Here is a 25900-nt window from a genome sequence, read left to right on the forward strand (position 1 = left end):
TATGACTTTAGTTGAATTTGATTCAGAATCTTTGACAGATGCAGAATGGGATATTGCCCATGCGATCGCTCAAACTTTAGTCAAAGCAGATACAGATGTCAACGAATTGGGAAAAGCGATCGCCTATTTACGCACTATAGTCAAAGAACCAGATGCAACTTCCAGATTTTTCAAATATCTCAAAACCTTAGTGAGTAACGGTAAACAAATCAGTCACAGCAACCGAACCATAGATTATTACCGCAGTATCGAGAAAACTTGTAGTGATTACCTTAAAACCATCACCGATGCTCAAAAAATCCTGCAAATTTTAGGTTGGGTATCTCGCCTGATGCGTTACTACAAAGATGCAGGTGTACCAATAGGAGAAATTGCCATTTCTACCCCATCTCCTGTAGAGTCAGCGCGTCAAGTAGAAATAGCCAAAGTAATGAAGTCGCAAGACTTCCAAGTTGAGCAAATATTAGAGGCAAAAGTTACCAAAATCAGTGGTAACAAGGTGACTTACGAGATACTGGGAACAATAAAGCTAACCGAGAGAGAACCGAAGAAAGCCGGTGTTCTCCAGGAAGGACAAACAGTGAAGGTAAAGATTGTATCTCTCAAAGAAGACGGAAGTATTAAAAGCGTTAAGTGTGTTGATTAATAAAAAAATCGAACACAGATGCACACAGATACACACCGATAAATCATCTGTGTGCATCTGTGTTCATCTGTGTTCGTTATCATATAAACCTGAATTCAAAGTGAAGAATAATCAAAAGATTAGCCAATATTCCCACACAACTAGAACAAAGCGATCGCCTTTAACCCAACCACAACTTAAACTCTGCTACCTGGTGCGCTTTTCTCTGCGCCCCTTTGCGTTTCAACTTCAACCCTCAAACAGAATCAGAATTGTTCACCAAAGCCCGCCGTGCTAACTTTGCATAAGTCTTCACCGTTTCATAAGGTATCCCCATATCCTGGGCTATAACTTGCAAAGATTCTCCCATTTCCCGACGCGCCAAAATAGTAGCCCATTTAGCTGCTATCTCTTCCGCCCGCACTCCTCCTGTCCGCTTGCGTTGCGCCTTAAAAATATCTGTTAAATCTTCAATTCTTTTTGCCAAAAAACTTTCTACATTTGGCACTTCTGGCGTTGCTTGTAATGACCAACCTAAGCGTGTTTGCCCCAATCCAAAGGTAGTCTTGTGACCAGTACCACAGTAAGGTGCAAGCTTCCCTAAAGCATAAAATAACTTATAAAACTCCGGTTGCTTAGCTGCTTCTTTACTTAAACCAAATTCTACCGCGCCTGTAAACCCTGTAACAGCACCTTTCTTTCCTGCTAGTACTTTTGCGGATGTCAGTAGGTGACGAGTAATTAACACATGATCATCCACCCAAGCCAAAAATGTTTCTTGGTCAACAGGCATACCAGAAAAGTCATTCCAACGACGTAGATAACTGTGGAAGACATTGGTAGGCATTGGTAAGGGTAGGTGATGACCTTTGCGACGGAAACTTGTTGGACTTAAAAATTGTAGTGCTATTGTGTCTTCATGGTCAGAGTTGAGTAACTCAGCATATGTGACGGCATGAGTAATTTGACACGATTTAATTTGTAGGGGTGCATTCCGTAAATTTACTTCTGTGGGCGGGTTTTTCAGCCATTGCGCCAGCCATGTTACTAGCCGCTTTGATAATGCTGTCACATACCAATGGTAAGTATTGCTAGCAAAAAGGTGCAACTGTTTACCACTGCTGACCAATTTTCCATCTAATGCAGAGATTGTAAAAGGTTTTTCTGACTCGCCATCATGGAGATAAGCAGAAAGTTCTGGATCTACAGCACGCACTTGATCCAGAAACCAAGCGTGCAGTCCAATGGTGTATTGGGGATAGATGGAAACATCTGCTTTGGGGGCTAATTCAAATACTAATCCCACTAGTTCCGTGTTCGCTGACCAGTTGAGGTGAGATTCGTAGTTATTAATTATGCTTGGGTTACTTCGAGGCATTGTTTAAAATTTAGAATAATTAGTTTTTGATTCCCCATCAGGGGAACAAAAGGTAATTTTAACAGAGCGATCGCTTTTGAAGTTTGAGCAGATAAAATTTTTACACACTAAAGGTAGCAGCATAAATTCATCTGTCCCAAGACAGATGACTTGCAATCACCCTAGTATAAAAACCACATAATGAAAGTTAAATATTTTTCTAATCATTAGTCTTAACTCCTAACTCTTAAAATAAGAGTAGACACTGTTGAGATTTGTATAGTTATTAGGGATTACCTGTCATGGCTCCCGCCGTTTTAATTGAAAACCTTAAAAAGCGCTACGGTTCGGTTGAAGCCGTCAAGGATGTTTCCTTTCAGGTAGAACCAGGAGAAATTTTTGGTTTACTTGGCCCCAACGGAGCCGGCAAAACTACTACTCTACGCGCTTTGTGTACTCTCACTACACCAGATGCTGGTAAAATCGAAGTATCTGGCATTTCCGTGATAGATAATCCGAGAGCGGCTAGAAAAAGACTTGGTTATGTAGCTCAGGAAGTAGCTATAGATAAGATATTAACTGGACGCGAACTTCTGCAACTGCAAGCAGCACTCTATCACTTAAACGCGGCGGTGGCAAAACAGCGCGTTGAGGTGGTGCTAAATTTACTCGGTTTGCAAGAATACGCAGATCAAAAGACTGGCACATACTCTGGTGGTTTACGCAAACGCCTAGACTTGGCAGCCGGATTATTACACGCACCAGATGTCCTAGTTTTAGATGAGCCAACAGTGGGGTTGGACATAGAAAGCCGTTTTATTGTCTGGGAATTTCTGCGTAAATTGCGCGAAGCCGGAACTACTGTAGTGATTACCAGCCATTACTTAGAAGAGATTGACGCTTTAGCTGATCGCGTGGCAATAATTGACCGGGGTGTAGTCATAGCCAATGGTACACCCTCCCAACTCAAAGATAAAGTGGGAGGCGATCGCATCACCCTGCGTATCCGCGAGTTTACACCCACAGAAGAAGCAGAAAAAGCCAAAAACTTACTCACACCTCTGCCATTTGTGCAGGAAGTGATCATCAACAGCGCTCAAGGAAATTCTCTAAACTTAGTGGTAACACCACAAAATGATGCTTTGATAACCATCCAACAAGCGCTAAATCATGCCGGATTACCTGTATTTGGGATTGCCCAATCTCGTCCTAGTTTAGACGACGTTTACCTCACTGCCACAGGACGCACCCTTATGGATGCGGAACTAGCAGCCTTGGGAAACCGTGATCCCAAAGCAGAGAAAAAGCAAAATATGAGATAAGTGTTGATTGTTGTTAGTTGTTTGTTGTTTGGAACAACCACAACTACCAACCACCAACCAACAACCAACCACTAACCAACAACCAAAATAGATATGAGTGGTACTGTTATACCTCCCAAATCAGAAATTAACTGGCAGCAAGTGGCTGCACCACAAGTTTACGCTGATACAGCTCCTAATTTTGTTGGTGAGCTAGTTCAAGAAACCTTGGCTTTGACACGCCGCTTGTTTATTCAATTGCAACGCCGTCCTTCCACCTTACTTGCAGGTATTATTCAACCTGTAATGTGGTTAGTGCTATTTGGCGCTTTATTTCAAAACGCACCCAAAGGTATTTTTGGTAGTACAACAAATTACGCCCAATTTCTCAGTGCTGGTATTATTGTTTTTACTGCCTTTGGTGGAGCGTTAAATGCTGGTTTACCAGTCATGTTTGACCGTGAATTCGGCTTTTTGAATCGATTGTTAGTCGCTCCTCTCGCATCACGATATTCAATTGTATTGGCTTCCGCCATCTTTATCATCAGCCAAAGTTTGCTGCAAGCAGCCGTGATTGTGGCAGCCGCAGGATTTCTAGGTGCAGGAGTGCCAGATATAGCTGGTTTGGCGACTATTGCTTTAATTGTCTTTCTCCTAGCTTTGGGTGTAACTGCCCTTAGCTTAGGCTTGGCTTTTGCCCTACCTGGACATATTGAACTAATAGCAGTAATTTTTGTTACGAATCTACCCCTATTATTTGCCAGCACTGCTTTAGCTCCATTATCGTTTATGCCCCAGTGGTTGCAGGTTGTAGCTACCCTCAATCCCCTTAGCTACGCCATTGAACCGATTCGCTATCTTTACACCCATCAAGATTGGGGCTTAAGTAGCGTGGTGATGCACGCCTTTTGGGGTGACGTTACCTTTGGTAGCGCCTTAGCTGTGTTACTGGGTTTTGCTCTCGTCGCTTTGTTAATTATTCAACCCCGACTGCGGCGGACTCTTTCTTAAACAAAGGTAAAGGGGTAAAGGGAAAGGGGTCAAAAGTTTACCTCTTCCCTTTAAATTTTTCCTAGTCAAAGCACTACCTCCTGCCTCTTTCGTTAAAATGGGTAGACAAATTTGAACTCGGTGGATAGTGAAGATGAGAGTTTGGTTAGCTTGTTTTGTTGTGTTGTTTGCCTTAGCACAATTATTTGACTGGGTGCAAGAATTGCAATTACCTCTACCCATTTATATTTTGGGTGGAGCATTTTTAGCAGTTGCGTCCAATTATGACAAATTGTTTGGTACATATTTTAGTGATGTCACTGATGCCAGCATGGAAGCATCAGTGGAACAAGTCCAGTTAGGTTCTCAAGGTGAAGCTACTGGTTCGATGATTTCTCCTGCAAGTGAAGATAAGTAAAAACTTTATATGTGGATTAAAGCAATGAAAAAATTATTTTTTTAATCGAACACCGTGCAAGGCGATGTACACAGATAGGGATTTCCATATGCATTTCATCTCTTGTTTCACCCACTTGAGTGATGCCATTATCCTTTGATTGATGCTACACTCGTATTACAAAGTTGAACTAGAGAGGCTAAAAATGAACCACCGGGACTTCTAAAGCCGGACTTGACGAACCCGGCAAATGGCATTCACGTCATTAATCTTATCGTCTACAAAATCGCCGAGGCTTTGGACAAGTCTGGATATCCAGAACCAACTATTTGGCGTTCTTCGCCCATCACCACAGTCGCTGACAATTTCGACAAACTTTATTTCCCTTCAGATAGTTTGTCCCGTTCTCCAAAATACACCCGCTATCTGGACGACGGTAGATTACTCAGAACTCACACCACCGCAATTATGCCAGAGTTAGTTTCCCATCTCCAGGGAGAACAACTCATCCTCCACCCCGGTATCTGCTATCGCCGGGATGTGGTGGATAAAAGCCATGTGGGTGAACCTCATCAAATGGACGTGTGGTTAATTGGTAATCGCGTCTCTAAAGTCCAATTCATTGAAACTATTCTCTATGCTGTGCTTCCAGGGGTATCCTACCGCCTTAACCAAACCTCACATCCCTACACCCGCAACGGGTTAGAAATTGAAGTATTAGTTGATGGCAAATGGATTGAAGTAGGAGAATGTGGGGAAGTTCATCCTGATTTGTTGCGATCGCATTCTAGCGGTTTAGCATCAGGATGGGGACTAGATCGTTTAGCAATGCTGGTAAAGGGAATAGATGACATTCGCTTATTACGGAGTACCCACCCCCGTATTGCAGCCCAAATGATAAATTTAGAACCTTACCGCCAAGTCTCCAATCAACCCAGTATCAGCCGCGATATGTCAATTGTCACCGCGATAGATACGGAATTAGAAGATATCTGCGAACAAATAATAGAGACTTTAAGCAATGACGCTGAACTTTTGGAATCAGTGGATATATTGAGTCAAACTCACTATCACCAACTTCCCCCACAAGCAATTCAACGCTTGGGTATCCAACCCCATCAAAAAAATCTTTTGGTGCGGATGACTCTGCGGAGTTTGCACAGTTCAGTTACGAATCAAAAAGCTAATATCCTACGAGATTTGGTTTACCAAAAGATTCACCAAGGTTCTTAGAGTTGAGAAAATCTCACAACCAAGGATAAGAATACCTCTTCCCTGTCCCCTGTTAAGAGTTCTCTATCAATAAATAGTTAATTGTTCTAGTTAATATCTAAAATAAATACACTACTAACAGGGGTATTGCATAATCATGGGATAGCGAAAATCACAAGCTTAAAAAACAAATTTTAACATCTAAATATTTCTAAAATATCTCACAAACATGCAACGACCATAGCTTTATTGATTAGTTTTACACATCTTTAAAATTTGGCGATCGCTACTACTGATAGACTTTAATCGATAGTAATCTTGTAATTCTACTGAATGCCCATAAATATCAGGTTCATCGTCACTAGTTCTAGGTAAACCATTGATTGTAGCTATTTCCGATGGACTAATTTCACCAGCATAACCCCTAACAGTCATCGCCAACTCCCCTGAGGAATTGACTGTACCATTGAAGCAACTATATTCAGAACTCGGCATATACAAAGCACCAATTATTTTATTCTGGCGCTTCTCAAATACGATATAACCTTGTCCTAACTGCCCTGGTTTTGGTGACTGTCCATAAAGGTAAATACCATCTTGTTTGGGAAATTTCGATTTTGATGCCACTTCTGTTGTTTTTATGGATGCTTTAGGTACGCTTTCCTGTAAGGCTAATTTATTTCCTAAGGATGCTGGTGGTTCTGAGCTAAGGCGATTATTTCCCTGTAACCAAGTGTAATTTTGTGCTGGATTCTCTAGTAATTGTGTAGATGCTATTTTATCTAAACTAGATTTTTTGGTTGTAGAGCTTGATGCTGTGAGCGCTCTGCGTAGACGCATTTCTTTATTGGTAGCAGTTGAGTTAACAGAAGAAGCACCCTCTAACCAAGTATAAGTGGTTGTTTGAGTACTAAATTCCTGGCTGGTAGGCGCATGTAGTCTAGCAAGTTGGTTACTTAACACAGGTTTAGCCCTCTCGCCAACAACACCTACAATCAGTAGTAATGCAACTAATGGAAATCTATACTGACGAGGCGGAAGGAATTTGTTTATGTGGTTAAGCACCTTATTTCTCCTGTAACAAAAAATACTTTTTTTAACTTTTGCCTAACATTTAACTAAACATTAAAGGAGCAAGACTCCATCAAAAGGTCGATTTATATTGTCGGGGAAAAAACTCTGGAAGCAAAGAAATTTTTTATTTAATTTTGAACGTAACCTTAGACTACCATTGCTTGAGCTATTACAGTTTCCCCTAATTGAATAACTCAATAGGATGATTGTCAGGAAAAATTCAAATTATTCAAAAACTTTGTAACTTTTAAAATAAGTGGCGCTTTTTTTGGGAGAATACCTCGCTTTTGTACATCTATCTGCAACTACAAAAGTTAATCTCTCGATTCCGGATTATGACAGTGAACAGTTATCAGTTACCAGTTATCAGTTTTGAAATTTGTATGTTTACTGATAACTGAATCGCGGATAACTGAAAAAAAATCGCCTCCTGAACTCAGGAGGCGCGTCGCCCTTGAGCGCTAAGCTAACCATTTAGCTAGCAATGTACTCTTTCACATTGGCGCGGCGACGACGCAAATGCGCCAGAGCTTGATGCTCCAATTGGCGGACGCGCTCACGACTAAGATTTAAGCGTTCACCTACTTTAGCCAAGGACATTTCATTGCCATCTTCCAAACCAAAGCGTAAAGCTAAAACTTCTCGCTGTTGGGGGGTGAGTTCTGAAAGCAGGTTATTCAAGTCTTGGCGCAAGAATTCTTGAGTCATGTAATACTCTGGTGACTGGCCTTCATCTTCCAGCATTTCTTGCAGTTCTGTATCTTGGTTATCACCTACTTTCACATCCAAAGAAACTGGTTGGCGTGCCATGTTTAGATACTCGCGAATTTGGGCGGGTTCTAATTCCAATTCTTTGGCAATTTCCGCGGGAGATGGCGATCGCCCCAATTTTTGAGCGAGTTCTCGCTGCACTTTTTTGATTTTGTTCAGCTTTTCGGTGATATGAATGGGTAAGCGAATAGTACGGCCTTGTTGAGCGATCGCACGGGTGATTGCTTGACGAATCCACCAGTAGGCATAGGTCGAGAACTTATAACCTCGTGTCGGGTCAAATTTCTCTACACCACGTTCTAATCCTAGTGTTCCTTCTTGAATCAAATCCAGAAACTCCATGTTGCGTTTCTGGTACTTTTTGGCAATAGCAACAACCAAGCGTAAGTTCGCTTCTATCATTTTCTGCTTTGCCCGCTTACCTTGCTGCACAGTCTGCTTCACTTCCGACTCAGATTTTTTCACGTGAGCAGCCCACTCTTCCAGGCTAGGTTCGCGGCGCAGTTTCTTCACCAAAGCTTCCTTAGCATCCAGCAGTGTCATCATCTGCTGTACCTGCTTCCCATAAACAATTTCTTGCTCACGGGTTAGCAGTGGCACACGACCAATTTCGCGCAAATAGGTTCGCACCATATCAGCCGTGAATTTGGCATTGGTGTTTTCTAGTTCAGTGTTAACTGTGGGCATTGGTGCGTTTTCCTCTACTCCAAACACAAAAGAATACTTAGATAGTTATGGCTAATTAGAAAAGATTGTGCATATATCAGCGGACATTAGCAGGGCTTGGGAAACTACTACAAAGGGTTGAGTTTTTGGGCTTGATAGAACCTGTCAAGACGGTTAGCCCCTTAAATGGGTTCCCCTACTATCCCTAGATTTTCAGACCCCTACAAATACACTTTCGCTATCTTCAACAATTCTTCTTTTCCTTAAGTCGTTGGTGACGACACTATCAATACGAAGTCAGTATGAGTTCTATTTATTTAATATTACAACAAATTTACTCGAGAGTAAATAGGTCTAGATAAATCTTTCCATTATAATCTAATATGGTATTTTTGCCAAAAAAATAGCTGAAATTCCTTTGCAATAGTTACTACATATATAGTGACGCTAAAAACCCTTATTGGTGTTGCCGTTGGTAGCCGGATAACCGAACTAAGTTGGGTGTAATATTGGGGGATGTTACGAAACGTAAATTTTTGGCTGTATTAAGACTCTACATCCAAAAAAATTTCTCTATCACCATAAGCATTTATACTTAACTGGAACTGACATTTATCTTCAATATTTTTCCTGGTAACGCATTTATTTTCTGTTAACAACTCAGCTTGAATTCAACTTCCCTAAGGAATAGCACCATTAGACCAAAAGCTCTGGAGGACTTTATATTGTTGAAGCTGTATTTTACTCAAATCTTCCCGCTCTCATAGCACAACCCTCTATATCCCATATGACGAGGGAGGCTTCTATACGAAATAATATTATTATAAATCATCATTAAGTTCCAAGAAAACGTATTTTGAATTTCACCACCAAGCATGAAAAAACCTCACAAAAACAGCCCCTCTCCGCAGGTTCGGAAAGGGGTGTCTGATAGGACGGGATAGACGGGGTGAAGTATACTTTCAAGTCAGCTATTCATGAGAAAATCTCACAACCAAACATGACAATACAAATCTTCCTACACCCCTAAACCCATAACCCCTATCTCATACTCCCTGTAACTGACCTTGACCAAAAAATTTGGGAGGTTCAGCCAGAGTATAGACTTGAGTTTCTGTAGCGATCGCTTTTCGCAGATGCAGTGGCAAATGCAGCATACCCAAAAGCGCGATTCCATCAAACATGCGGAACCCACCACTAGTTTTTGCCTGCAACAGCAAATCTACCTTTTCTGGGTCAGGTCGGGTATTGATCTCTAGCTGGGAAGCCAAGATAAAACCCCAGGGTCTGCCATAGGTACAGGTGTGGCTACTATAAGACTGCACGTTGGGAAAAACCGCATTCAAGGTTTTGGCCAACCTCGCATGGAGATTTAATTCCCCTGGTGATACCGGGCCTGCTTGAACTACAAAAAACCCATTCGGTGATAATACGCGACTGGCTTTTTCAAAGTATTCTTTGGTGAACAGTTGAAATGATGGCCCTGACTCAATCGGATCACTAAGATCAGAGATGATTACATCCCATTTCTCATCAGTGGTATCCAAAAAGTCAAGGGCATCCGCAATTACCACATGTAGACGTGGGTCATCAAAGGCGTTTTGATGCATTTCGCTTAGGTGTTGCTTGCAAGCTTCCACCACTTCGCCATCAATGTCAATCATCACGACTTTGTCTACAGTTTGCCATCGCAGAACTTCCCTAGCTGTAGCTCCCTCGCCGCCACCAAGAATTAGTACCTTACGTGGTGCGCCATGAAAAATCATCGCAGGGTGAACCAAGGGCTCATGGTATAAAAACTCATCCCCAGTACAAGATTGCCACTTGCCGTCTAGGACTAGGGCTTTGCCGTAGGTTCCTGTTTCCACAATGTACATCTCTTGATATTCAGTTTTCTGGTAAGCAAGTACCGCCGTTACTCCATGAGCATAGATATCCCAAGGAGTTATGTACTCGTTTACCCAAAAATCTGCACCTACTTCGCTACCTGGCATAAGATTATTCTCTCTACTTCCAATATCATGTATTCACCAGTAGGGTCTGTTCCAACTCTTTAATTGTTGGTTGAATAGTCGGTGAAAACCTACCACGAGGAAGTGTCATGAGTACATGCCTAGTGGCTTGAAAAGCCTCTATAAGGTATTCGCAAGCCTTCTCCGGTTTTGTATGTTGACCACAAGTAAACACATCTACTGCTATGTAGCCGTTTTCTGGCCAAGTATGAATCGATATGTGAGATTCGGCTAAAAGTGCCAATGCGGTTACTCCGTAGGGTTCAAACTGGTATGATACCTCTTTGAGCAGAGTAGACTTTGCTGTCTTAGCAGCTGCTTGCAAAGCCTCTCTAATGAACCCGATATCATTGAGTAAACCCATTGGACAGCCGTAAAGTTCGAGAATGCAGTGTCTGCCAACAGGAACCGAAGATAATTCCTCGGGGGGGTAAGATTGCTTTTCCAATTCTTCCACCTTTACAACAACTAACGAGAAATCAACCTCCAAGATTATTTAACTATTTCTTGGAATTTAAAATCGCTGCAAGACTAGAGATTCTTATGCTTTTATGCACAGACTTACAATTATTACATAAACGATAGAAATAAATGCAGAAATTTTTAAGACTGCGGCAGGATGAGAGATTGGGATTAGAGACATGGAGACACGGGGGACGACTTGGGGGAAAAGGAAGACAAGGGAGAGTAGGAGGAGTGTGGGGAGTAATGTAGAGACGCGCTGTTTGAAGCGTCTGGGAGTGTGGGGAAACAAACCAGACAAACCAGACAAGGGAGAAATTATCTATTTCCTATTCCCTGTTCACTGTTAAGAGTTCCCTCTTACCAATGACAATTGACCATTGACAATTGACAACTAACCATTAACCACTAACAACCAACAAAATTATGGTGTAGAAGTTGGTTCTGGTGTAGGTGGGGGTGTCTCGTCAGGTGTAGGGGTATCGGTTGGTGTAGGTGGGGGTGTCTCGTCAGGTGTGGGGGTATCGGTTGGTGTAGGTGATGGGGTGGGAGTAGGATTTTCTACATTTAAAGTTAGTTGATATGAAAGGGGCTGGGAAGTGCGTGACACAACAACAAACTCGTAAAATCCGCTTTCTGGCAGTTCCCCAGACCACGATCGCTTTTTAGAATCTTCCAAAAACAGATACTTCCCGGTGGGCGAATAAATTGACCACAGAATTTGCGGATTTGCTGCTAAGTTCACTTCCATTAACTGATTCTGGCGCAGGTCGGCGATGAAAACTTTGCCTGCTGAACTTTTAAGGTTGCCGCTAACGGTTTTGGTAGTCGTATTAGGATCAAAATTAATCTTTTGGAAAGCACTTCTAGCCAGAATAGCGCTGAGTTTATCAGCAACAAAAGCGTGCCAAACTTGTCCGATGGGCTGATCGATAAAATTCTTGCGTTCTTGTTCTGGAAATTGCTGGAAGAATGCTGCATCTCCTAAATCATATAAAGCACGGCTAGATACATTGAGTTTGTTAACTTCGACTTTCCAGCGATCGCGATCGCCTCCTCCGTAAGTGCCTAGTTTTTGTCTGCTTTCTGAACTCAACACAGTTAGTTTTTGCAATAACTGTTCAGCTGTTTTGTCCCACTGCGCCCGTAATTGTGCATCTGCTGCTTCGTCTGTGAGGCTACGTCGTTCCAAACTAGGGTTGTTCTCCCAAAATACTTGATTTACCAAGCTCAAATAAAAGTTTTCATCAATACCTAAACGCTGACGGCGATCGCGTAATCTTTCTTTGCGCGCCCGTTCTTCTGGTGAATATTTGGCGAGGGGAGCAAGGGGTTGCTGGGTGGGGCTGAATGTTGGTGTTGGCTGTGATGTAGAACCGTCTGAACCATCATCAAAACGCGATGAAAGCAAAGTGTTTGCTCCCCACACGGCGACAACAGCAGATGTTGTTAGTAATAAAAATACCAAGATGATTTTCTCGGGTGTCCACCAGGTGGGAGATGGGGAGGTGGGGGGATGGGGAGGTGGGGAGGTGGGGAGAGTGTGTAGACGCGCAAGCGGCTTCCCGTAGGGTGGAGTAGGGGAAGTGGGGGAGTGGGGGGAGGAGGGGGCAACGGCGAGGGTTGCGGTGGTGGGTGGATTGGGGACGGGGGCTGGGGAAGGATTGAGGGCTTGTAGGACTTCGCGGGCACTTTGATAGCGTTGTTGGGGAACTGGGGAGAGCATTTTATCTAACACTGCTCCCAAAGTGGGACTAAGGTTAATTTCTCGTCGCCACTGCCAAGCAAGGGTGTAGTCATCAATTAGTTCTGATGGTTGTTTACCTGTCAACAACACCAATGCTGTTGCTGCTAAAGCATAGAGGTCGCTATGAGGTTCAACCAACCCTGTTTGCATCTGTTCTGGGGGAGCATATCCAAATTTCCCGAGTAAGGTAGCTGGTGGTGTCACAGCACCCGCGTTTGGTTGGTAATATTGGGAGACAACAACTGCTGCTACTTGTTTGACACCGCCAAAATCTATCAGGACTGGTAATCCCTCCTCAGTTCCGCCTGAGTAAGGATTTAACCCCCCCTGAGTTCCCGCTTGGTAAGGGAGGGTTTGGGTGGGTTTGCGAAGCATCAAGTTGTCTGGAGAGATATCGCGGTGAATGACTCCTAGTGAGTGGATATACTCTAATACTGGTAAAATTTGTAGCAATAGTTGAATGACTTCTGATTCTGTGAAGCGTAAACCTTTTTTGAGGCGTTCATCTAGTAGCGAACGATAGGTTTGTCCTTCTACATAGTCCTGCACTAAAAATAAGTACTCTTTACCGTCAAAATTACTGCGAAACAGTTCGCGAAAACGCGGAATTTGAGGATGTTGCAGCTTGTAGAGAACAGTAGCTTCTCTTTGAAACAGTTCTTCTGCTTTTTTTAAAACGTAGGCAGTTTGGACTTGGGGAGAAAATTCTTTTAAAACACAGAGTTCTCGGAAGCGGTTAATATCTTCAGCTAAATAAGTACGTCCAAACCCTCCTTGACCAAGTTGACGCACAATTAAATAGCGATCGCCCAAAGTTTGTCCCGGTTGGATACCCCCAATAGCAGCATCCAACTTTTCGCCGCAATGTAAACAAAAGCGGCAACCAGGCGGATTTTCATGTCCTTTGGAGCAATAAACGTTCATGGTCATTTGTCATTTTTTGTTGTCAGTTGTTAGTTGTTAGTTGTTTGGGGTTTTCCAACCAACAACCAACCACCAACAAAGAACTTTTGTGTTGTCAGTTGTTAGTTGTTAGTTGTTTGGGGTTTTCCAACCAACAACCAACCACCAACAAAGAACTTTTGTGTTGTCAGTTGTTAGTTGTTAGTTGTTTGGGGTTTTCCAACCAACAACCAACCACCAACAAAGAACTAATTTGTAGATTCTAGTTTACTTACTTGATCGGCTGCGATCGCGTACCATATCTGACCAAATGTATTCTCATCCAGTTTCGCATTTCTACGGCGTTGTCCCGGAAATAATAGGTCAAATTTTCGATTTGTTTCTGTCTGGAGTTGTTCGATTGTATAGTCTCCGAACTCTCCGGCTTGGGCCTGCTGCTGCCAAGTTCGTAAATTTCGTCGGCTATAGCTTCCTAATTGACGACGGGCGTTGGTACTAAGTTTAGCTTGTTCTATTTTTTTTAATAGATCCTCTGCTGTAGAGTACCACTCTTGACGCAAAGCTTCATCTTTGGAGTCAGAGGTGAGGGAACGTCCTACAAGCTCTGGATTGTTAGTATAAAAAATTTGATCGACTGTTTGAATAAAAAACCCTTCGGGAATTTGTAGTTGGGTACGGCGATCTAAAATTTGGCTGATGCGGGTTCCTTCTTTGTTACTAGAGTCCCCCACTGGTTTAGTAGGAGAATCGGAACCATCAGGTAATTTAGGGAGAGTAATCGTAGGAATAGTAATTGATGATACGCCTTGAATGACAGCACTGACTAGCGCCCAAGAACCGACAAAAGTCAAAGCAACTACAGTTGTGCCGATCATACTCATGGCGAAAGGACGCAGCCAAACGGGCATAGGCAGGCTTTGGGCGATCGCTTGGGTTTTGTTGTGGAATCTCGTAGCTAGCGCTTTGACACCTTTTCGCCCTGGTGCAACCACTATTGTTTTGAGTTTGGTGATGTGGGGATTGGCAGCTGGGATAGGGACGGGCGATTTCAAATCTTGTAGGGCTTGATTGGCGTTTTGATAGCGATCGCTTGGTTTATAAGCCAGCATTTTTTTTAACACAGCTTCTAGCTTGGCACTGACTTTGATTTCCTTTCCCCAGTACCAATTACCCTGATAGCTGTCATAAAGTTTTTGTGGTTCTTTTCCCGTCAGTAATACTAGTGCTGTTACTGCTAATGAGTACAAATCGCTGCTAGGAAAAGCTTTTCCCTGCCGTAGCTGTTCTTCTGGTGCATATCCTTTTTTACCTAAAATTGTGCGGATACCACCCATTTGGGTAAACCAAAAACCTTGAGACGCTGGTAATTGTTTGACACCACCAAAATCAATTAATACTGGCAGTTGATCAGAACGTCGGCAAATCAAATTATCGGGAGAAATATCACGATGAACTACATTTTGTGAGTGAATATAGGACAGCACAGGTAAAATTTGTTGTAGGAGTGTGATTACTTCCTCTTCGTTAAAACATTGTCCTTTGGCAAGACGTTCTTCTAGCAAGTCTAAGTAATTTTCACCCTCCACATAATCTTGCACCAAAAAGAAAAAATCATGATTGCCGATTTTGGCTTGTAATGAAGCGTGAAAGCGGGGAATTTGCGAATGCTGGAGTTTTTTTAATACACTCGCTTCGCGCTCAAATAATTCTTTAGCTTTTTTTAAATCTTGTTCTTCTTCTACTTGTGGAGCAAATTCTTTCAGCACACACGTTTTAGCAGTTTGTTTTCTATCCTCCGCCAAATAAGTGCGTCCAAAACCCCCTTGTCCAAGTAACTTGATAATTTTATAACGATTAGCAATAATTTCTCCCTGATGAATAGGCAAAGGTTCACCACACTGAGTACAAAAACGGTTACTCCTATTATTGGCGTGTTGTTTACTGCAATAGACTTGCATGGTGCTGAAGAATTGGTAAAGGGTTTTATTATTAGCTACAACAAGGATAGCCGTGATTACGGAGGGAACTGGGGAACTCGTAGGGGCAATGGGGACAAGGAAGACACGGGGAACAAGAGAGAAAACAAACAACTAACAACTAACTGCTATTGTTACAGACGCAATGTTCCTCGCGTCTCTACCTACTAACCACCAACAACCAACAACCAACAACCAACAAAATATTATGAATACTGAATCACAACGGCAACGAGCAGTTAGCGTATATGCAGATTTTTTACATACTCCTTTAGATACACTTGTACAACAGCATCTCAACACTGATGGCGAATCTAGGGTTTTGTCATTATTTCATGATGTAGCTACTAGTGTACCTGCATATAAAAATTTCTTAGCAGAACAAGCAATAAATCCTGATTCCATCCAAAATTTTACAGATTTCCAAACCCTGCCGTTGATTACCAAAGAAAATTATTTACTGCGTCACCCATTAGCAAACTTATGCCGCTACGGACAGCTTTCTAGCTGTGACATGATTGCTGTTTCTTCAGGTTCAACGGGAAAACCAACATTTTGGCCGCGTTTCTTCACAGATGAATTGCAAATTGCCACCCGCTTTGAACAGATATTTCACGATAGTTTTGCTGCTGACACTAGACGCACCCTTGCTGTGATTTGTTTCACTTTGGGAACTTGGGTAGGTGGAATGTACACTACCAATTGCTGTCGCTATCTTGCCAGTAAAGGTTATCCAATTACGGTAATTACCCCAGGTAATAATAAGGAAGAAATTCTTCGGGTAGTACAGGCACTTGGTAGTGCTTTTGATCAAGTTGTGCTATTGGGATATCCACCTTTTCTGAAAGATGTGATTGATACTGGTATTGTCCGTGGGATCGAGTGGCAGCAGTATCAAGTTAAATTGGTGATGGCGGGAGAAGTATTTAGTGAGGAATGGCGCAGTTTGGTAGGAGAAAGGGTTGGTTTTCAACATCTTTGCTATGACTCTGCATCACTCTACGGCACAGCAGATGCAGGTGTATTAGGCAACGAAACACCTTTAAGTGTCTGTATTCGTCGTTTTTTAGCAGCAAATCCAGAAGCAGCGAGGACTTTGTTTGGAGAATCCCGTTTACCTACCCTTGTACAGTATGACCCAATCACTCGGTTTTTTGAAGTCAAAGAAGGAGCATTAGTGTTTTCTGGAGATAACGGTATCCCCTTAGTGCGTTACAACATTTTGGATACTGGCGGCATAATTACTTACGATGCCATGCTCAAGTTTTTAGCACAGTATAATTTTGACCCAGTAACTGAATTGCAAGCTCATGGTGGCAGGGGTGTGCGTCCTTTGCCTTTTGTTTACGTTTTCGGACGCTCTAACTTTACAGTTTCCTACTTTGGTGCAAATATTTACCCAGAAAATGTGACTGTGGGATTAGAACAGCCCGAAATTAGAGATTGGGTGACGGGTAAATTTGTCATGCAGGTAAAAGAAGATGCAGACAAGAATCGATATTTATCTGTGGTTGTAGAATTAGCACCAGGAGAAGAAGCAAGCGACGCAAGAACGCAAGTTATAGCAGCCTCGATTCTCACCCAACTTTTGCGCCTCAACAGTGAATTTGCTAACTACGTTCCCCCAGAGTACCAAACGCCACAAATTACACTAACGCCAACAGGCGATCCAGAGTATTTTCCGGTGGGGGTGAAGCATCGGTATACACGTAAGTAGTTGGTTGTTGGTTGTTGGTTGTTAGTGGTTAGTAGTTGTTTAACACTTACTCCTCACACCCCACCCTTACCGGAAGCCTATGAGCGCGTCTACACACTCCCCACACTCCCCACACTCCCTATCACCCCACCTCACTATTGAGGAGCTTGTAGTATTTGTACATGATTTTTATAAACAAACCAGGGGCCAGTACTAGCATTTTCCTGATTTCGGCAACCACGGGGATTCTGTAAAGTTACTTCCCAGTAATCTTGGGGATACTCGATGTTACCGAAATAAATAGAGTTGGTGTTACGCTCTCGAATTGGTTGCAGACCTACTGGATTTCGGTATGATGAGATCGTAATTTCATCATTGAGTTCAACGCGGCACCTCTGTAGGTTTGATGTAATTTGCGGTGATTGCCTAAACCAGTTCACCCGTCTTTTGAAATAAGTACCTGCGGGTTCTGTTACTCGTATAAAAGTTCTAGAATTGGTTTGGGAATATACGGTGTCGGAGTTTATTACACCCAATATTCCACACGCTACGCCAACACATAAAAGAAATCTTTGGAGATACAACCTAGTATTACGAATATTCATGGTTTTCCGCAATATAATTACTGAGGTTAAATAAGTTACTTAGTAAATATTTTATACTGCTCATTTCACTAGCCAATACTTTTGATATACTTAACTGCTTAGCAGCGAATGCCAGGGTTCAGGAGTAATAGGCAGCACAGTAGCTCTGAAAATTTTCCATTGTCATCATTAATCGAAGGAAATATTGTATTAAAAATTTAGCGATCGCTTTTTTATCGTTCCACTATCTGATGATATAAAATTTGTTTTTTGCCAATGATCACTTAAGTAGTATGCAAATAACCCCTCAGAGGCTGTATGAGTATTGGGTTTGCAACCAAGTCACAACCCTGTGTGCTTACGGAGGGTGCTAAGAGCGGGAGTAGGGTGTCTGTCACAAAAATTTTTTGAATAGTACTTGACTACATAAGTTCTGACTCTTTGCAAGAGGCAAGATCCCCGACTTTTTAAAAAAGTCGGGGATCTTGCAGCACATTCAAATTAATGTGGTGGACTAATAGGTATTAAGTGCTAAGTGCATTACACATGGCTTGACATCTCCCCCGGTTGAAACACGGGGGATTCTAAACTGATGTTGCTACGGGGTCTTTTAGACCCACTCCGCAACGTTTACGATATGATTTGGATAATCCCTTAAACAAATCAACTCGTCTTGGGAGTGTCAAGGCTCCCCTACCCAACTTGGCTAGATTTAAACCTATTTAATGTAAATATCAGTGTTATTACTGTGTTAATTGTATATTTATGCGTATACAAATGAAGAGAGATATACAGTAAGAGCGTTAGCCTGAAAACTAAGGAGGTTAGATGTGACTAAGGTTTTACACTTAGTTTATATTCCCTCCTTATTTCTATTTTTATGTAAAAAATAATTAGACACAAAAGATAATTAGGTAGTCAATCAACAAAGTCTAGGATAGCTAATAACTTATACCAGGGGTCGTGTAGCAAAAAATTTTTGACGTTCTGATTTTTGGAATGACTGTAATCAATTTGGATAGTTGGTAGTACTTCACCATGTTGATTTTAATAGGTTGACCAGATCCTCGACTTTTAAAAAAGTCGGGGATCTGACCCTTCGCAAAGAGTTAAAACTAAAGTAAAGTTTAGTTTCATACTTGATTCACCTATCTTCAGCAGTGATAAATTAATAATTGAAGCTGTAAAGCTTCCCTGGCAGACAACAACAGCCTTGAGTTCAAAAGTTCAACTTAGTTAAGAGGTAAAAAACGCTGTTTAACCATCTGTCTCGTCAAGTAACAACAACACCCAAAGCGAAAACTGACATTTCCTCAAAGTAGTAAATAGAGGGTCATGTAACTGGTTTGATTTGCACAGCGCGTGTGTAGTTATTATTCAGTTCAACCCTGATTAGTATCACTAAAGTGAGGAAATAACTCAGCTAGTAGAAGTTTGGGTGTTGTTGTTTTGAGAAGATAGACGATCGCATCCGCAGCAAGATTAGGTAATCTAAGAATTGTGACTTAATCAGTGCTAGCAATTACTCCTCATCATATGAATCATGACTTTGTGCTTTTCCTGATTGGTGTGGGTGTACTCGTTGTATATCTTATCTTCTCAGCCATGACTGAAATGGGAACTAAGCTTCCTTGGAAGAAGTAAATCGCATCAACTCTGGTTTGTGGGCGATCGCTCTACCAGCCAACGGTGCAAAATCACCATGATCACCACCAAAGGAATCATCAAAACTGGAATAATCCCCAAACCGAAACGGTCTGCAACAGCGCCAACACCCGCCGGAATTCCCGCAGCCCCCAAACTAGCAACGCTTGTCATAAAACCAATTCCCGCCGGCACAATTGCAGCAGGTATTCTTTGGGGCATTAACCAAATTGTCATTGGGAAAATGGGAGCTAAAGCAAAGCCAATAATCGGTAAACTAAGTAATTGTTTCGGTAGCAACCACCAAGCAGTTAAACCTATTCCTAGCAACATCAAAGCACTATCCAAAGTACGGACAGCACCCAAATATCTTACTACACGCCCCGTAGCTAAACGTCCCAAAGTTAGCCCTAGCCAATAGGCGCTGACACTGTAGCCTGCAAGTATTTCCGGCGTACCTCGACTGACTGTCTGGACGCTGTAAGCCCAGTTACCGACTGAGGCTTCTGTACCTACGTAGACTAGCAATAACAACCCTGCCAACAATACTGTAGGTGTTCTCAAAGCAACACTGAGGCTAGCTGTTGCACTCGTATCTGTAACACTAGTCCGTTTATTAAGTGGTCTGTAGTTATACACAACAGCCCACAGCATACCGAGTACTGTCAAACCAACAATAGTAGCAATTACCAAATAAACACCCCGCCAATTTACATTCATTGCTAGCAGAGTTGTCGCCACAGCAGGGCCTAACAACGCCCCAACGCCATAAAAAGCGTGCAGTAAACCCATTAAATCAGCGTTACCTTGGTGGTTAGCAATGTACGTATTAATACCTGCATCAATTAAGCCAATTCCTAAACCCACGAATGTACCTGCTGCAACCATTAATAACCAGTAGGGAGAAACAGCATAGGTAACAAGGGCGCAAGTGAGACAAAAAGACGCCAGTAATAACATCCGCGCCAAACCAAAGCGACTACTCATAAGACTGCTAGTAAGTGCCGCAAATACGTAACCAGAAACTTGGCTGAGAAAAAGTAAGGTGATGGTTGCAGAATTAAGATTGAATGTTGCTTGGATCGAGGGGATGAGAACACCCAACCCTCCCTCAGCGATGCCAATTGCAATAAAAGCGTAGAAAGATAAAGCGACACCAATCCAGGCTGGATTTCTCAAAAGCGATCGCAATTTAGATGACATAAATCCTGATGTTGCTCGCCTTATTTATTCTAAGAATGACAACACTTGTTGCAAGTAGCGATCGCCATCAATACACTACCCTACAAGCAAAAATTCCTTTCTTAGATATAAATGCATTATTGTAATAACATTAATCGCAACGGATCTAAACGCACATACCACGGCATCGGCTGATCTTTGAGTGTTACCCATTTTTCCTTAAATACTTCTGCTTGCAGATAGTAATCATCGGAAGCACTACCAGAAGAATGCAACTTGAGGAACAACGTCATCCGGTGCGGTGTTTCAGTTGCTCTGACTAGCCAACACCTGAAAGTATTATTTTGACTAGAGTCATCGGTAAAGGTGATGTGATGGGCGCGAATGCCGACATGAGATAATTTATCGGGAATGGGTTCAACCACCTGGAGGTTGCAACCCCAGTCCACAGCTTCTATTTGCCCAGACTCAACAGCTACAGCAGTAGAAAAATTTTTACAGCCTGTTAACTGGGCAGCTGTAACTGTAGCAGGTCGCTCAAACACATCATATCGTGTACTATTCTGAATGATTTTGCCCGATTCCATCACTAACAGATTAGGGCAAACCCGGTAGGCTTCTTCCATACTATGTGTGACAAACAGGGTGACACCTTGGTAGTCAGCCAAAGTTTCTATCATCTGTTGTTCTAGTTGACTACGGAGGAAAGTATCAAGAGCAGAAAACGGTTCATCTAATAGTAATGCTTCTGGTTGGCTGGACAAAGCCCGAGCGATCGCTACTCGTTGCTGTTGTCCTCCAGAAAGTTGACTTGGATAGCGATCGCCAAAACCCGACAATTGCACATCAATCAATTTTGATTCTACCTGCTGTTTAATAGCAGTTCCTGATATGCCCTTAGGTAAACCAAAGGCAATATTTTGTGCCACAGTCATATGAGGGAACAAAGCATAGTTCTGAACCACAAAACCGATGCGGCGTTCTCGACTAGGGACATTAATTCCCTGTTCAGAATCAAACAGTACCCTACCATTCAAAATAATCTTTCCTCTGGTGGGTGTCTCAATGCCAGCGATGCAGCGCAAAATCATACTCTTACCAGCACCGGAACCACCCAATAAACCCAGTGGCTGGTGATCAGCACTGAAAGAAACTTTTAAATGAAACTCAGGAAGTACTTTTTCGATATCTACAATTAGTCTTCCTTGTCCCCTTTGTCTTCCTTGTCCTCCTTGTCCTCCCTGTCCCCCTTGTTTGGTTGTCCTCCTCTGTTCTCTTCTATTTTTTTCTCTCCGTTCCTGCCAATAGTTGACAGCAATGATTCCAGATAGAGAAATTACCATAATGGCGATCGACCAGAACCAAGCTTCTTCCATCGCTCCAGCTTCCACGGCAAAATAAATTGCCATTGGGATCGTCTGCGTTTGTCCGGGGATATTCCCAGCTAGCATTAAGGTTGCACCGAATTCACCTAAAGCACGGGCAAAAGCTAGGGTTGTTGCAGCTAATATACCGGGGAAAGCTAAAGGTAAACTGATGCGCCAAAAGATAGTTGATTCAGTTGCACCGAGAGTTCTGGCTACTCGCAAGAGATTCTGATCAATTTGTTCAAAGGCTCCTAATGCAGTTTTATACATTAACGGTAGCGAAACTACTGTGGCTGCGATCGCTGCACCGTACCAAGTAAAAACTATGCTGAAGTCTAATTGCAAACTCTCCATGAGTTTTCCCACCGGCCCATTTTTACCAAAAAATACCAGTAGGAGAAAACCGACTACTGTTGGGGGTAAAATCAGAGGGGCAACTAAAATGCTTTCAATCAATGATTTAGCCTTACCACGATATCCCAGCATCCAATAAGCAGTTGCAATGCCAACAAAGAAGGTAATAAACGTGGCAAGTAAGGATGTTTTCAGCGATATCCAAAGAGGAGATAAATCTTGTGGCATGGTTCTAGAAGGCAGAGGGCAGGAGGCAGAAGGCAGAAGAATAAATGCTAACTAATACTTCATGCTTCACCCTTACACCCATTTTCAAGATAGTTGGTGATGGTGAATACCCCACTACAGTGGATGAAAATGTCTTCCCCCTATACCCCACACCCTTACACCCCTACACCCATTTTCATAGGGGGTCTATTAAGGCAAAATGAAACCGTATTTTGTCAGTATAGTCTTAGCTTGATTGCTAGATAGAAACTGGAGAAAATCTTTTGCCGCTTGCGTATTTTTACTTCTTTTTAAGACTGCCATTGGATAAACAATCGGAGAGTGATATTTTTCATCAGCAGCCACAACAACTTTTACTCTATTAGAGATTTTGGCATCAGTCTGGTAAACCAAGCCCGCGTCAGCATTACCACTTTCTACTGCTGCTAAAACTTGGCGTACATTGTTAGCATAAACAAACTTGGGTTTGATTGATTGGTAAATGCCCAATTTCTGTAGGGCTTCTTCTGCATATTGCCCAGCAGGAACACTTCTTGGTTCGCCAATAGCAATTTTCTTGATTTTGCCATCTTTGAGGTTGTTAAAGCTGCTAACACCTGTGGCATTTTGTGGCACAATCAATACCAAACGGTTTTTCGCTAAATTTCCACGAGTACCTGCTACTAGCTGTCCTGATTGCTCTAAAGTGTCCATCTGCTTTTTGGCAGCCGAGATAAAGATATCTACAGGCGCTCCCTGTTGAATCTGTTGCAGCAATGCGCCAGAAGCCCCAAAGTTATATTTGATGTTGACATTTGGTTTTGTTTGTTGGTAGTCCTTCTTGACTTCTTCCATTACATCTTTCAAGCTGGCAGCAGCAGAAACAAGCAATTCGGTGTTCGACTGTGCGACTACAGAATAAGGAAGTAATGGCAAGCCTACTGCTAAAATCAAGCTAGTGAGTACTATGCCTATGAATGTTAAAAATCGCCTTCTTTTCATTAATCGTATTTAGTGAAAATTTTTCTAATCAGAACTGGCAGTTGGTATAATACTACCAACATTATCAGAATTACCAAAAAAATTGGTATAAGCAGTTACCAATTTTGCTAAAAAGCGAGTTGATACTAGATTGCTTAGGAAATCAAAATGCGATCGCCCACTTTAATTTAGTTACAATCCGAGTATCGACAGCGTTAAGGACACAATTGTGATACGACGAGTAAAACGCATAAAATATACCTCAGTGTAACTATTTAAAAATTGTGTATATTTTGTTAATAATATTGCCGTTAACCTATAGAAGCAGGCACACAAATTTATTACCAACTTTATTGGCTAAAAATACCAACTTTGTTTATAGCATCATCTAGTGCAATTTAATTTAATGAGCTTGAGCAAAATACACAAAATCGACGGGGCGATCGCGATTCATTTTTGAGACAGTTCTGAAGTATGCACAAATTAGATATCCTAGATATTTTTTTAACTATTTATTACAAATTTATGACTCTGCTTTGGATATCGAGCGATCGCTTAATTTGTCATCCTCAACAGAGTACTGATACTCTCTAGTGCTAAATTTGTTTGGTCAAACTCAAGCTATATTTATGTTTGATAAAGTTCGCCAAACTTAGCTTCCAATATCAACGGTTACTTTTATTTTGAGTTCTACATTCTCCTTTCAATGCCTTGCTTGCTGTAGCCAAACCAAAGCACGAGCTGGGGTATTTTACACACCACACGGAGTAGTTGAAACCCCTCGTTTTATGCCTGTGGGAACACTGGCAACTGTAAAAACCCTCACTCCTGCTCAACTCAAAGAAACAGGGGCGCAGATGGTGCTATCTAATACCTATCACTTGCACCTGCAACCAGGAGAAGCAATTGTCGCAGGAGGGGGAGGACTGCACAAGTTTATGGGGTGGAGTGGCCCGATGCTTACTGACTCCGGGGGGTTTCAGGTCTTCAGCCTCAGCGAAATGCGAAAAATCTCAGAAGAAGGTGTAACATTTCGCTCTCCCCACGACGGTCAAATTATCAAATTCACACCGGAAAAATCCATTGAGATTCAAAATACACTCGGGGCGGATGTGATTATGGCCTTTGATGAGTGTCCTCCCGCTACAGCTAGCCGCCAAGAGGTGGAAGCAGCAACAGAGCGCACTTACCGATGGCTTTTACGGTGTATTGAGGCACATCAACGCTCTCAGGATCAAGCATTATTTGGCATCGTTCAGGGTGGAGTGTATTTAGATTTGCGCTGCCAGGCTGCCGAAGCTTTGACGAAACTGGATTTACCAGGTTATGCCATTGGTGGTGTAAGTGTCGGTGAAGAACCAGAACTAATTCATCAAGTTGTGCAAGCTACAGCACCTCTTTTACCACACCACAAGCCGCGTTATTTGATGGGTGTAGGTACTTATCAAGAAATGGTGGTTGCGATCGCTTCTGGTGTAGATTTATTTGATTGTGTGATTCCTACACGTTGGGCGAGACACGGTACGGCAATGGTAGGGGGCGATCGCTGGAATTTAAAAAATGCTAAGTTTCGTGAAGATTTTACGCCTTTAGATGAAACTTGTCCTTGTTATACTTGTCAGAATTTTACCCGTGCCTACATATCTCATTTAGTGCGATCGCAAGAAATATTGGCATATACCTTGTTGAGCATTCACAATATCACCGAATTGATTCGCTTTACCCAAAAAATACGAGAGGCTATATTAAACGATACCTTTGTTGCAGAATTTGGTAAGTGGTTAGGGAATTAGAGTCAAGCAAATTTCCCCAATCCAAAAATTCAAAATCCTGTTGGGGCTTCGCTCACCAAATGGTAATATAGGGATGATCTAATTCATGGTTTTTATAACAACCATAAAAGGCGATAACAAGCCTCAAAAAAATAATCAACCTGTGGAAGACGGGTTGCTGCCAGTGGACGCTTCGTAAGACCTTCCACCGAACTTGGTTCGGACATTTGTTCCCACAGAAGGCAAAGCGAATGAAACTGGAAACCCCTGTTATACCCCTAAAGGTGTGATTGTGGGTACTTCACGATATTTCTCAATTCTGAAAGCTGTGTTGGATAGGTTGATTTAAACAAAAATGGAAACAGCAATTTTATTAGCTAAACTACCCGAAGCATTCCAAATTTTTGACCCTTTGGTTGATGTTCTTCCGCTCATCCCTTTGTTTTTCTTGCTCTTGGCTTTTGTTTGGCAAGCAGCTGTGGGTTTCAGGTAAATTAATCAATCCACATATTTTTGAAGAGGCAGGCAAAACGCCTGTCTTAATTTTTGCCAAAATTTTCTTTACATTATTTCACATATCTTAATATATTGTTAATATAATTACTAAACTAATATAAAAA

Annotated in this window: 19 protein-coding genes; 8 read left to right on the top strand and 11 right to left on the bottom strand. The window is 42.2% G+C overall.

The genetic code is table 11. The features are described from left to right. Window position 1 precedes the first annotated feature (1 nt). Window positions 2-646: a hypothetical protein gene (locus UYI_RS0100400; RefSeq protein WP_016864715.1), complete on the top strand. Its 645-nt coding sequence runs from the start codon at window positions 2-4 to the stop codon at window positions 644-646. Window positions 647-881: 235 nt separating this feature from the next. Here the strand turns inward: UYI_RS0100400 and cas6 are convergent, their stop codons facing one another. Next, on the bottom strand, window positions 882-2003 hold the full coding sequence (gene cas6 / locus UYI_RS0100405; protein WP_016864716.1) for a CRISPR-associated endoribonuclease Cas6: 1122 nt from the start codon (window positions 2001-2003) through the stop codon (window positions 882-884). 281 nt (window positions 2004-2284) lie between these two features. On the opposite strand from cas6, the gene UYI_RS0100410 reads away from it, so the two are divergent. The 4 genes from UYI_RS0100410 to srmL all read left to right on the top strand — a co-directional run bounded on the left by UYI_RS0100410 (window position 2285) and on the right by srmL (window position 5903). Beyond that, window positions 2285-3304, top strand: a complete 1020-nt coding sequence (locus UYI_RS0100410; protein WP_016864717.1) for an ABC transporter ATP-binding protein — start codon at window positions 2285-2287, stop codon at window positions 3302-3304. A gap of 93 nt (window positions 3305-3397) precedes the next feature. Continuing rightward, the gene (locus UYI_RS0100420) at window positions 3398-4294 is read left to right on the top strand and encodes an ABC transporter permease (RefSeq protein ID WP_016864718.1); all 897 of its coding nucleotides are present in this window, start codon (window positions 3398-3400) and stop codon (window positions 4292-4294) included. Window positions 4295-4427: 133 nt separating this feature from the next. Continuing rightward, window positions 4428-4691: a hypothetical protein gene (locus UYI_RS0100425; RefSeq protein ID WP_016864719.1), complete on the top strand. Its 264-nt coding sequence runs from the start codon at window positions 4428-4430 to the stop codon at window positions 4689-4691. A 213-nt stretch (window positions 4692-4904) separates the two neighbouring features. Beyond that, complete coding sequence (gene srmL / locus UYI_RS0100430) at window positions 4905-5903, top strand: PheS-related mystery ligase SrmL (RefSeq protein WP_026085661.1); 999 nt, start codon at window positions 4905-4907, stop codon at window positions 5901-5903. A 225-nt stretch (window positions 5904-6128) separates the two neighbouring features. On the opposite strand, the gene UYI_RS0100435 is transcribed toward srmL, so the two are convergent. From UYI_RS0100435 to UYI_RS0100465, 6 genes are all read right to left on the bottom strand, one after another. After that, window positions 6129-6947: a hypothetical protein gene (locus UYI_RS0100435; protein WP_016864721.1), complete on the bottom strand. Its 819-nt coding sequence runs from the start codon at window positions 6945-6947 to the stop codon at window positions 6129-6131. A gap of 483 nt (window positions 6948-7430) precedes the next feature. Continuing rightward, window positions 7431-8414, bottom strand: a complete 984-nt coding sequence (locus tag UYI_RS0100440; RefSeq protein WP_016864722.1) for an RNA polymerase sigma factor, RpoD/SigA family — start codon at window positions 8412-8414, stop codon at window positions 7431-7433. A gap of 1025 nt (window positions 8415-9439) precedes the next feature. After that, on the bottom strand, window positions 9440-10387 hold the full coding sequence (locus UYI_RS0100445; protein ID WP_016864723.1) for a fused MFS/spermidine synthase: 948 nt from the start codon (window positions 10385-10387) through the stop codon (window positions 9440-9442). A gap of 25 nt (window positions 10388-10412) precedes the next feature. Beyond that, entirely contained in the window at window positions 10413-10862 is a 450-nt protein-coding gene (gene speD, locus UYI_RS0100450; RefSeq protein ID WP_016864724.1) for an adenosylmethionine decarboxylase, read from the bottom strand. Between the two features lie 429 nt (window positions 10863-11291). Beyond that, on the bottom strand, window positions 11292-13538 hold the full coding sequence (locus tag UYI_RS0100455) for a serine/threonine-protein kinase (protein WP_016864725.1): 2247 nt from the start codon (window positions 13536-13538) through the stop codon (window positions 11292-11294). Window positions 13539-13765: 227 nt separating this feature from the next. Then, entirely contained in the window at window positions 13766-15475 is a 1710-nt protein-coding gene (locus tag UYI_RS0100465; protein WP_016864727.1) for a serine/threonine-protein kinase, read from the bottom strand. A 226-nt stretch (window positions 15476-15701) separates the two neighbouring features. Between UYI_RS0100465 and UYI_RS0100470 the strand changes: the two genes are divergently transcribed. Next, window positions 15702-17210 (top strand): phenylacetate--CoA ligase family protein, encoded by a 1509-nt coding sequence (locus UYI_RS0100470; protein WP_026085662.1) that lies wholly within the window; start codon window positions 15702-15704, stop codon window positions 17208-17210. Window positions 17211-17344: 134 nt separating this feature from the next. Here UYI_RS0100470 and UYI_RS35550 read toward each other — a convergent pair whose 3' ends face one another. The 4 genes from UYI_RS35550 to modA all read right to left on the bottom strand — a co-directional run bounded on the left by UYI_RS35550 (window position 17345) and on the right by modA (window position 23529). After that, window positions 17345-17794 (bottom strand): hypothetical protein, encoded by a 450-nt coding sequence (locus UYI_RS35550; RefSeq protein WP_026085663.1) that lies wholly within the window; start codon window positions 17792-17794, stop codon window positions 17345-17347. Between the two features lie 1629 nt (window positions 17795-19423). After that, a complete protein-coding gene (locus UYI_RS0100480) occupies window positions 19424-20620 on the bottom strand; it encodes an MFS transporter (RefSeq protein ID WP_016864730.1) in 1197 nt (398 codons plus the stop codon). Between the two features lie 116 nt (window positions 20621-20736). Then, window positions 20737-22548, bottom strand: coding sequence for a molybdate ABC transporter permease subunit (modB, locus tag UYI_RS0100485; protein WP_026085664.1), 1812 nt, complete (start codon window positions 22546-22548; stop codon window positions 20737-20739). Window positions 22549-22737: 189 nt separating this feature from the next. After that, window positions 22738-23529 (bottom strand): molybdate ABC transporter substrate-binding protein, encoded by a 792-nt coding sequence (gene modA, locus UYI_RS0100490; protein WP_016864733.1) that lies wholly within the window; start codon window positions 23527-23529, stop codon window positions 22738-22740. A gap of 662 nt (window positions 23530-24191) precedes the next feature. Here modA and tgt point away from each other — a divergent pair. Both tgt and UYI_RS0100500 read left to right on the top strand, forming a co-directional pair. Further along, the gene (gene tgt, locus UYI_RS0100495; protein WP_071588798.1) at window positions 24192-25301 is read left to right on the top strand and encodes a tRNA guanosine(34) transglycosylase Tgt; all 1110 of its coding nucleotides are present in this window, start codon (window positions 24192-24194) and stop codon (window positions 25299-25301) included. A 334-nt stretch (window positions 25302-25635) separates the two neighbouring features. After that, a complete protein-coding gene (locus tag UYI_RS0100500) occupies window positions 25636-25773 on the top strand; it encodes a photosystem II reaction center protein K (protein WP_016864735.1) in 138 nt (45 codons plus the stop codon). Window positions 25774-25900 lie beyond the last annotated feature (127 nt).

The sequence above is a fragment of the Fischerella muscicola PCC 7414 genome (genome assembly GCF_000317205.1).
Lineage (GTDB): Bacteria > Cyanobacteriota > Cyanobacteriia > Cyanobacteriales > Nostocaceae > Fischerella > Fischerella muscicola.

Coding starts and splice junctions, on each gene's coding strand:
- UYI_RS0100455 (WP_016864725.1), bottom strand. CDS start 13,538: ATGAACGTTTATTGCTCCAAAGGACATGAAAATCCGCCTGGTTGCCGC.
- UYI_RS0100400 (WP_016864715.1), top strand. CDS start 2: ATGACTTTAGTTGAATTTGATTCAGAATCTTTGACAGATGCAGAATGG.
- UYI_RS0100420 (WP_016864718.1), top strand. CDS start 3,398: ATGAGTGGTACTGTTATACCTCCCAAATCAGAAATTAACTGGCAGCAA.
- modA (WP_016864733.1), bottom strand. CDS start 23,529: ATGAAAAGAAGGCGATTTTTAACATTCATAGGCATAGTACTCACTAGC.
- UYI_RS0100425 (WP_016864719.1), top strand. CDS start 4,428: ATGAGAGTTTGGTTAGCTTGTTTTGTTGTGTTGTTTGCCTTAGCACAA.
- UYI_RS0100480 (WP_016864730.1), bottom strand. CDS start 20,620: ATGTCATCTAAATTGCGATCGCTTTTGAGAAATCCAGCCTGGATTGGT.
- UYI_RS0100470 (WP_026085662.1), top strand. CDS start 15,702: ATGAATACTGAATCACAACGGCAACGAGCAGTTAGCGTATATGCAGAT.
- UYI_RS0100410 (WP_016864717.1), top strand. CDS start 2,285: ATGGCTCCCGCCGTTTTAATTGAAAACCTTAAAAAGCGCTACGGTTCG.
- modB (WP_026085664.1), bottom strand. CDS start 22,548: ATGCCACAAGATTTATCTCCTCTTTGGATATCGCTGAAAACATCCTTA.
- UYI_RS35550 (WP_026085663.1), bottom strand. CDS start 17,794: ATGAATATTCGTAATACTAGGTTGTATCTCCAAAGATTTCTTTTATGT.
- UYI_RS0100445 (WP_016864723.1), bottom strand. CDS start 10,387: ATGCCAGGTAGCGAAGTAGGTGCAGATTTTTGGGTAAACGAGTACATA.
- UYI_RS0100440 (WP_016864722.1), bottom strand. CDS start 8,414: ATGCCCACAGTTAACACTGAACTAGAAAACACCAATGCCAAATTCACG.
- UYI_RS0100465 (WP_016864727.1), bottom strand. CDS start 15,475: ATGCAAGTCTATTGCAGTAAACAACACGCCAATAATAGGAGTAACCGT.
- UYI_RS0100500 (WP_016864735.1), top strand. CDS start 25,636: ATGGAAACAGCAATTTTATTAGCTAAACTACCCGAAGCATTCCAAATT.
- cas6 (WP_016864716.1), bottom strand. CDS start 2,003: ATGCCTCGAAGTAACCCAAGCATAATTAATAACTACGAATCTCACCTC.